Raw genomic sequence first — 7,706 nt, 5'->3', positions numbered from 1 at the left:
GGGAGGGAACACCTGGGTTTAGCGCCCCCCTGACCCCTTAGCCTCTTAAACGGAAGTTGTCGGGGGTGCAGGGTGGGGGGTTGTCGATCTCGCCGTCCACCACAACGGACGCTCCCCCCCCCCCCCCCCCCCCCACGCACTCTGAAAGGCCCCGCTCCGTGCACTACGACCGTCCCCGCCGCGACCCCGACGCACTGCGCCCGCGCTTCGAGATCGTCGTCAACCGGTACGGCGCGACGCTGGGCACCCGCCCGAGCACGAACGCGCGACGACTGAACGTCATCGAGACCCGCTCCGCCTCCACGATCGACCGCGCGATGACGATGGCCTCCCAGATAGCCGAGAACCACGACCTCGTCATCCGTCACCATCTCGCCCGCCGCGAGAACGGCATGACCTACTACCCCTGCGTGAAGAGCACCGACATCCCCCTGCCTACGGATCGACGTTGTCAGTGCTGCCAGGCACCCTGACCAGACAAACCGATACCCCGAGGAACGGAGCCGCGCCATGCTGGACGTGTACCACCGGGCGAACGCGTGGGCACAGAGCGCCAAGGCGGCTCGCGCGCACGCCGATGCGCTGCACACCCTACGTACCGCCGCCCAAGCCCATCCTGAGATCGCCACGGCACTCGCCGCCCTCGACCTCCAGCAGCTCGACTCCCACGGCCTCGACACGATCGGACTCGACCTCAACCTGACCGAAGCGGAGCGTGAAGCCGATCTGGCGGCTGGGCACGCCGAGGCTTACCGACGCGCGGCCGAGGCGGACGGGAACCGGCGCTGCACGTGTGGGCACACGCTGAACCACCATGCCCGCAAGCTCACGGACGCGGGCACGCTGCCGTGCGTCACAAGCTGCGACGGGGAGCCGTGCCGTTGCCTTGATCTCGACCTGCCGTCCTGATCGATATGTCAGACTCCGGCCTGCACCCCTGACCGAGGCCCACAACAGGCCCTGTACCCGCCGGAGTACGTCATGGCATCCGACGACATCGAGTCGATGGTCGAGAACATCAGGTCCGTGAGCATCGAGTGCCGCAGCCTCACCAAAAAGGGCGCCCCGTGTCCCATCGAGGCGGGCCCGAGCGGTCTGTGTCACGTCCACGACCCCGATAAGCAGTGCGGTGCGCCCATCGGAAAGGACAAGCGATGCGGCGCGGCCACCGGCGGAATCCGTTGCAAGAAGCACTCGGTGTCCGCCTGCCGCGAGACGACGAAGGCGGGCCGCCCCTGCCCCAACCAGCCTGGCCCTTCCGGTCTGTGCCACGTCCACGACCCCGCGATGCGTTGCGGAGTGCGCAAGCGCGGCGGCCAGCGCTGCACGATCACCACTGGCGGCGGCCCCTGCAAGGCCCACGCCTGAAACCTCGGCCTTCACGTCACCGCACCTGGGGGCCTTCAGCGTTCAAGAAGCCCCGCATCGGAGTCGGCGCCCCCTCAGCTCGCGACCGCGTCCAGAGGGCGCGGCCCTCCGGGCCGCGCAGTGAGCCGGGCGGCGACGAGTCGGAGCAATCTCAGTCAAAGAGTGCGCCTTGTTGCCGCCGGTCGCGTGAACCAGCACGGTGGCAGCGTCAGTTGATCACGGCATTGAGGAGCTTCTTTGTCGCACGATCTCTCCGCACTCAGCCCACACCGCGCCCTGGAGGCCATCAGGACCTGGTGAAGGACGCCGGGGCGTGCCGAAGTTCGTCTCCTTGCGCTCCACCCTGTCCGCCGGCGATCCGCGCACCCCATCGAGCGATCCAGCCGCTCCTCCCCCGCACCCCGCTGACTCCGAACTCGTTGACGCCTTCTCGGTCTACCGCGATCAGCTCGAAGCACCCACGGAGGAAGAGACAGTGGTGTGTCCTCTGCAGCCCCTCGCCTACTCAGGCCTGGGATCCCACCGCGTTCCGCCCGGCCCATCGGCGTCGGCGTCGGCGTCGACGTCGACGTCGACGGGCCACGCACACGGCCCGCAACGGCAACTGTCAGCCGAGCAGAGCATCAGCGCGGAACGCACGGAAGACGATCTGCGTGCGGGCCAGTTCCTGCGCATGGTGAACTACCACCACACTCCGGCCAGTTGGAAAGACAAGCTGGTGGCCGAACTGCATCGCCATGCGGAGAATTTCGCGACAGTCACCATCGCCGACCTTGAGCGCTTCTCGCGAACCGGAGTGTGGCACAAGCGCGCGCCGTGGGCTGCGGCCAGCCTTCTACGAGGGGTACCGGGACAACCATGAAGTCGCCGCGGCTGCCTGCGCGGAGGCCGGGGTCGTCGTCTGGTTCGTCGTCTGCACGGCCTTCGTGGGCGCCCCGGTCGAGACCCAGTTCGACTACGTCCTCGCCAACCGGATCAAGCTCGTGCCGGAGAACCCGCGCGGTGAACGGCTCGCCATGAACTGGGAGGAGATAGGCGACCTGCACCGTCACGGCCACGTGGTCACGCCGCACACCGCCTCCCACGCCCTCGCCCTCGCCCTCGCCCGCAAGGTGCTGGCGCAGGAGCACATCAGCAAGTACGCGGCAGCCGTCAGCTCGGCGCCGGACGGCGCGATCACCGTGTGACGTCGACAACCGCAGGCGCCGACGTACGCCCCAGCGGCCGATGGAACCGGGCCACACTGTCCGCCGAGCGTCGCTCTGCGGACAGTCCGCGCCTGCGGGCCTGCATCGAAAAATCAGATCACTCTCCACGGAAACATCTGTTGGACAGGGTTTCGGAGGCACCCAAAGATAGGTGGACTACCGCCTGACTGGAGGCCGAAATGGCGAGTGAAGAGACGGAAGTTGTCGTCGTCGGGGCGGGCCAGGCCGGCGTCGCGATGAGCGAGCACCTGGGGGCCGAGGGCATACCGCACATTGTCATCGAGCGGCACCGGATCGCCGAGCGCTGGCGCACGGAACGCTGGGACTCCCTGGTCGCGAACGGGCCCGCCTGGCACGACCGGTTCCCCGGCCTCGAGTTCCCCGACATCGCCCCCGACGCCTTCGCGACGAAGGAACAGGTCGCGGAGTACTTCGTCGCGTACGCCGAGAAGATCGGCGCCCCGGTCCGCTGCGGCGTCGAGGTGACGTCGGTGCGCAAGCACGAGGGCCGGCCGGGCTTCCGGGTCGAGACGTCCGAGGGTTCCATCGACGCGCGGTTCGTCGTCGCCGCGACCGGCCCCTTCCAGCGACCCGTGATCCCGCCGATCGTCCCGGACGGCGCGGTGGCGACGCAGATCCACTCCAGCGGTTACCGCAATCCGGAGCAACTGCCCGAGGGCGCCGCCCTCGTGGTCGGTGCCGGCTCCTCCGGGGTGCAGATCGCCGATGAGCTGCGCAGGGCCGGGCGCCGCGTGTTCCTGTCCGTGGGCCCGCACGACCGGCCGCCGCGCGAGTACCGGGGGCGCGACTTCTGCTGGTGGCTCGGGGTGCTCGGGCTCTGGGACCTGACCACGCCGCCGCAGGGCGCCGCCCATGTCACCATCGCGGTCAGCGGTGCGCGCGGCGGCCACACCGTGGACTTCCGCGCGCTCGCCGGTACCGGTGTCGAACTCGTCGGCATGACCGCGTCGTACGACAAGGGTGTGCTGCGCTTCGCGCCCGACCTCGCCACGAACATCGCGGCCGGCGACGAGAAGTACCTGGAGCTGCTGCGGGGGGCCGACGCGTATGTCGAGCGCAACGGACTCGACCTCCCCGAGGAGCCGCAGGCGCACGTCCTCGGCCCCGATCCGGCGTGTGTGAGCGACCCCCGGCTCGAACTCGACCTGGCGGAGGCCGGGGTCACCTCGATCGTGTGGGCCACCGGCTTCGCCGCCGACTACGGCTGGCTCGACGTCGACGCGTTCGACGAGAACGGCCGGCCCGACCAGCGCCGGGGCATCTCCTGCGAGCCCGGCGTCTACTTCCTGGGCCTGCCCTGGCTGTCCCGTCGCGGGTCGAGCTTCATCTGGGGTGTCTGGCACGACGCCCGGTACATCGCCGATCACATCACGACCCGGCGCGGATACCTAGCGTACGGCACCAACTGACCCGCGTACGGCACCAGCTGAGGAGCAGACCATGGCAAACGCCCCGATCGTGGCCGGCGGGCACACCCGGATCCGGCCGTTCAACACCCGCGACACCTATCCCGAGCAGAGCCTCGACAACGACCTCTGCCAGGCCGTCGTCGCCGGCGACACGGTGTACGTGCGCGGTCAGATCGGCCAGGACCTCGACACCAGCGCATCCGTCGGCGTCGGCGACGCCGAGGCGCAGGCCGAGCAGGCCATGGCCAACATCAAGATGCTGCTCGAAGAGTCCGGCAGCCGGATGGAACACCTGGTCAAGCTGACGATCTACCTGATCGATCCGCGGTATCGGGAAGCCGTGTACCGCACGGTCGGGCGCTGGACCAAGGGCGTCCACCCCATCTCCACCGGCCTGGTCGTCTCGGCGCTCGCCCGTCCCGAGTGGCTGTGCGAGATCGACGCCGTCGCCGTCATTCCGAGGACCGTCGCCGTCATTCCGAGGGAGGAGCGGGCATGACGTTCTCCCTTGTCGTACGCGACGGTGAGCGGTTCGGCATCGCGGGCAGCTCGTCCAGCCCCGCGGTCGCCGCCCGCATCGCCCATCTGCGGCCCGGCGTCGGCGCCGCGAGCTCACAGAACATCACCGACCCCATGCTCGGCACGGCCCTCCTAGACGGCCTTTCCGCCCACGGTGACGCCGAGCGCACCCTCGCAGACGTCACCGGCGCCACAGCCAACGAAAAGACCATCGCCTACCGGCAGTTGACCGTCCTGGGGCGAGAAGGCCCCGGCTTCGCCTACAGCGGCCCGCACACTCTCGGCACCTACGCGTCGGCCACCGCGGACGGCGCCGTGGCGGCCGGCAACATGCTGTCGGGGAAGCACATCCCCGGCGTGCTCCTGGAGGCGTACCAGCAGGCCACCGGAGAGCTCGAGGAGCGGCTGATCGCCGCGATGAAGGCCGCTGTCGCGGCGGGCGGCGAGCAGGGCCCGGTGCGCTCGGCGGGGATGGCGGTCGTCGCGGACGTCGGCTGGCGGGTCACCGACCTGCGCGTCGACTGGGCCGACGACCCGATCGAGCGGCTCGGCGAGCTCCTCGACGTGTGGCTGCCGCAGCGCGACGACTACGTGACGCGCGGCCTCGCCCCGGCGACCTCGCCCTCGTACGGCGTTCCCGGATATGAACGATGAGCGCCCTGAAAGAGGCCGCCCGCACGGCCGTCGACCGGCACGCCGACGATCTGGTCGCGCTGTCCGAACGCCTGCACGCCGACCCGGAGACCGCCTGGGAGGAGCACCGGGCGGCCGCCTCGGTGCCGGAGCTGCTCGACCGAGCCGGGTTCGACGTCACCGCGTCCTACCTGGGTCTGGACACCGCGTTCCACGCGTCCTTCGGCAACGGGCCCACCCGGATCGCACTGTGCGCCGAGTACGACGCGCTGCCCGGCCTCGGGCACGCGTGCGGGCACAACCTCATCGCCGCGAGTTCGGTCGGCGCCGCGCTCGGCCTCGCCGCCGTGGCCGACGACGCCGGGCTGACCGTCGAGGTCTACGGCACTCCCGCCGAGGAGGGCGGCGGCGGCAAGATCGAGCTGCTCGACCGGGGGGCCTTCGCCGGAGTCGACCTCGCGATGATGGCGCACCCGGCGCCCGTCGACGTCGCCGAGGCCCGCCCCTTCGCCGTCAGCCACTCGAAGGTCGCCTACACCGGCAAGTCCGCGCACGCCGCCGCTTACCCGGAGGCCGGGATCAACGCGGCCGACGCCTTCACCGTGGCGCAGGTCGCTATCGGCCTGCTGCGCCAGCAGCTCCCGGCCTCCGCGCGCGTGCACGGCGTCGTGACGCATGCGGGGGACGCACCGAACGCCATCCCGGAGCGCTCCTCGGGCCGCTGGTACGTACGGGCCGAAACCCTCGCGGAACTCGCCGAGTTGGAGCCGCGCGTCATGCGGGCCTTCGAAGCGGGCGCCCTCGCGACCGGCTGCGACCTGGAGATCGAACCCGAGAGCAAGCCGTACGCGGAGTTCCGCGCGGACGAGAAGGCTCTGGCGCACTACCGTTCCAACGCCGTCGCCCTGGGCCGGGCATTCGCCCCGCCCGGCCAGGCCGCGCGCATGAACCGGGCCTCCACCGACATGGGCAACGTGTCGCAGGTGGTGCCCGCCATCCACCCCTACATCGGCATCGGCTCGCTGCCCGCCACCAACCACCAGCACGAGTTCGCCGCGTACTGCGTGGGCTCCACCGCACAGCGGGCGCTGCTCGACGCGGCGACGGCGCTGGCGTGGACGGGCGTGGACCGCGGCCAACCGGCAGAGGAGGCGTCGACATGACCGTGACCGAGCCTCAGGACACCACGGCCGAAGTCCCCACCGACGTGGCCACGTTGCGTCGCAGCATCGCGGCGGGGGCCGTCGGCGTCTTCGTGCACTGGTTCGACTGGGCCGCGTACGCCTATCTCGCCGGCACCGTGGCGAAGGTGTTCTTCCCCGCAGGTGACAGCACGACCGGACTGCTCGCGGTGTTCGGCGTCTTCGCCGTCTCCTTCGGCGTACGGCCGATCGGCGCCCTCGTCTTCGGGCCGCTCGGCGACAGGATCGGCCGCAAGCGCACGCTGTCCCTGGTCATCTTCATGATGTCCGGCGCGACCCTGGCGATCGGCCTGCTGCCCGGCTACGACTCGATCGGGGTCGCCGCCCCGGTCCTCCTGGTGGTCCTCCGTCTGATCCAGGGGTTCGCGGCGGGCGGCGAGTTCGGCAGCGCGGCCAGCTTCCTCGCGGAGAGCGCGCCACGCCGACGGCGCGGATTCGGTGTGAGCTGGCTGGAGGTCGGCTCACTGCTCGGCTTCCTGGCCGGCTCGTTCGTCTTCCTGCTCCTGTCCACGGGGCTCGACGACGCCCAGCTCACCTCCTGGGGCTGGCGGATCCCGTTCCTCGTCGCGGCGCCGCTCGGCATCATCGGCGTGATCATCCGCAACAAGATCGAGGACACCCCGGAGTACCGGGCGCTGGAGGAGAACGACACCGTCCCGCGCAGCCCGGCCCGCGAACTGCTCCGCTCCCACAAACGCCAACTGCTGCAGGCTGCAGGCCTGATGGCGGCCATGCACGTCCCCTTCTACGCGGTGCTGACCTACCTGGTCACCTACGAGACCGACCACCTCGGTCACTCGGCCGACAGCGCGGCCCTGCTGTCCACCGTCATCTCCCTGCTCGGCCTCGTGCTGGTGCCGCTGTTCGGCGGGCTCTCCGACCGAGTGGGCCGCAAGCCGGTGTTCATCGGGGCGACGGCGGCCCTCCTGGTCGTCTCCACCCCGGCGTTCTGGCTGATGAGGACCGGGATGGCCGGAACCTGGATCGCCGGTCTCGCGCTCGGCGCGATCCTGGCGGCGATCCTCGGCACGTACGCGGTGTGGTCGGCGGAGGTCTTCCCCACGCGCACCCGGCAGAGCGGTCTTTCGATCTCGTACAACGTGACGGCGGCGCTGTTCGCGGGCACCGTGCCGTATTTGATGACGCTGCTCATCTCGGCGACCGGGAGCACGCTGGTGCCGGGCCCGTATCTGATGGTGTTCGCCGTGGGCGGTCTGATCGCGGCGCTCTCCCTGAAGGAGACGGCCGGTTCGGCGCTGCTGCATGCCGAGGACGTGGCGGCTCGGACGTAGAGGGCGCCTAGATCGGACGTAGATGGCGCCTAGAGTCGGCCCCGCACCCGGTTC

Annotated in this window: 10 protein-coding genes; 9 read left to right on the top strand and 1 reads right to left on the bottom strand. The window is 70.3% G+C overall.

All coding sequences use genetic code 11. The features are described 5' to 3' along the window. The first annotated feature begins 158 nt into the window (after positions 1–158). The 3 genes from ACZ5WE_RS33200 (at position 159) to ACZ5WE_RS33190 (ending at position 1,368) form a co-directional block, all read left to right on the top strand. Positions 159–473: a hypothetical protein gene (locus ACZ5WE_RS33200; RefSeq protein ID WP_467694174.1), complete on the top strand. Its 315-nt coding sequence runs from the start codon at positions 159–161 to the stop codon at positions 471–473. Between the two features lie 37 nt (positions 474–510). Continuing rightward, positions 511–909 carry a hypothetical protein gene (locus tag ACZ5WE_RS33195; RefSeq protein ID WP_467694173.1) on the top strand — a complete coding sequence of 133 codons (399 nt, stop codon included), beginning with the start codon at positions 511–513 and terminating at the stop codon, positions 907–909. Between the two features lie 72 nt (positions 910–981). Further along, positions 982–1,368, top strand: a complete 387-nt coding sequence (locus ACZ5WE_RS33190) for a hypothetical protein (protein WP_467694171.1) — start codon at positions 982–984, stop codon at positions 1,366–1,368. A gap of 607 nt (positions 1,369–1,975) precedes the next feature. Here ACZ5WE_RS33190 and ACZ5WE_RS33185 read toward each other — a convergent pair. Further along, positions 1,976–2,107: a hypothetical protein gene (locus tag ACZ5WE_RS33185; protein ID WP_467694169.1), complete on the bottom strand. Its 132-nt coding sequence runs from the start codon at positions 2,105–2,107 to the stop codon at positions 1,976–1,978. A 34-nt stretch (positions 2,108–2,141) separates the two neighbouring features. On the opposite strand from ACZ5WE_RS33185, the gene ACZ5WE_RS33180 reads away from it, so the two are divergent. The 6 genes from ACZ5WE_RS33180 (at position 2,142) to ACZ5WE_RS33155 (ending at position 7,652) form a co-directional block, all read left to right on the top strand. Further along, a complete protein-coding gene (locus ACZ5WE_RS33180; protein WP_467694167.1) occupies positions 2,142–2,555 on the top strand; it encodes a hypothetical protein in 414 nt (137 codons plus the stop codon). A gap of 200 nt (positions 2,556–2,755) precedes the next feature. Next, positions 2,756–4,006, top strand: a complete 1,251-nt coding sequence (locus ACZ5WE_RS33175; protein ID WP_467694165.1) for a flavin-containing monooxygenase — start codon at positions 2,756–2,758, stop codon at positions 4,004–4,006. 31 nt (positions 4,007–4,037) lie between these two features. Continuing rightward, the gene (locus ACZ5WE_RS33170) at positions 4,038–4,505 is read left to right on the top strand and encodes a RidA family protein (protein ID WP_467694164.1); all 468 of its coding nucleotides are present in this window, start codon (positions 4,038–4,040) and stop codon (positions 4,503–4,505) included. Beyond that, positions 4,502–5,179 carry a DUF1028 domain-containing protein gene (locus tag ACZ5WE_RS33165; RefSeq protein ID WP_467694162.1) on the top strand — a complete coding sequence of 226 codons (678 nt, stop codon included), beginning with the start codon at positions 4,502–4,504 and terminating at the stop codon, positions 5,177–5,179. Before ACZ5WE_RS33170 ends, ACZ5WE_RS33165 begins: the two co-directional genes overlap by 4 nt. After that, complete coding sequence (locus tag ACZ5WE_RS33160; RefSeq protein ID WP_467694160.1) at positions 5,176–6,321, top strand: M20 family metallopeptidase; 1,146 nt, start codon at positions 5,176–5,178, stop codon at positions 6,319–6,321. The genes ACZ5WE_RS33165 and ACZ5WE_RS33160 overlap by 4 nt, the downstream gene beginning before the upstream one ends. Continuing rightward, on the top strand, positions 6,318–7,652 hold the full coding sequence (locus tag ACZ5WE_RS33155; protein ID WP_467694158.1) for an MFS transporter: 1,335 nt from the start codon (positions 6,318–6,320) through the stop codon (positions 7,650–7,652). The genes ACZ5WE_RS33160 and ACZ5WE_RS33155 overlap by 4 nt, the downstream gene beginning before the upstream one ends. Positions 7,653–7,706 lie beyond the last annotated feature (54 nt).

The sequence above is a fragment of the Streptomyces sp. NPDC033180 genome (assembly GCF_055577645.1).
This window is presented reverse-complemented; position numbering and strand designations above follow the sequence as displayed.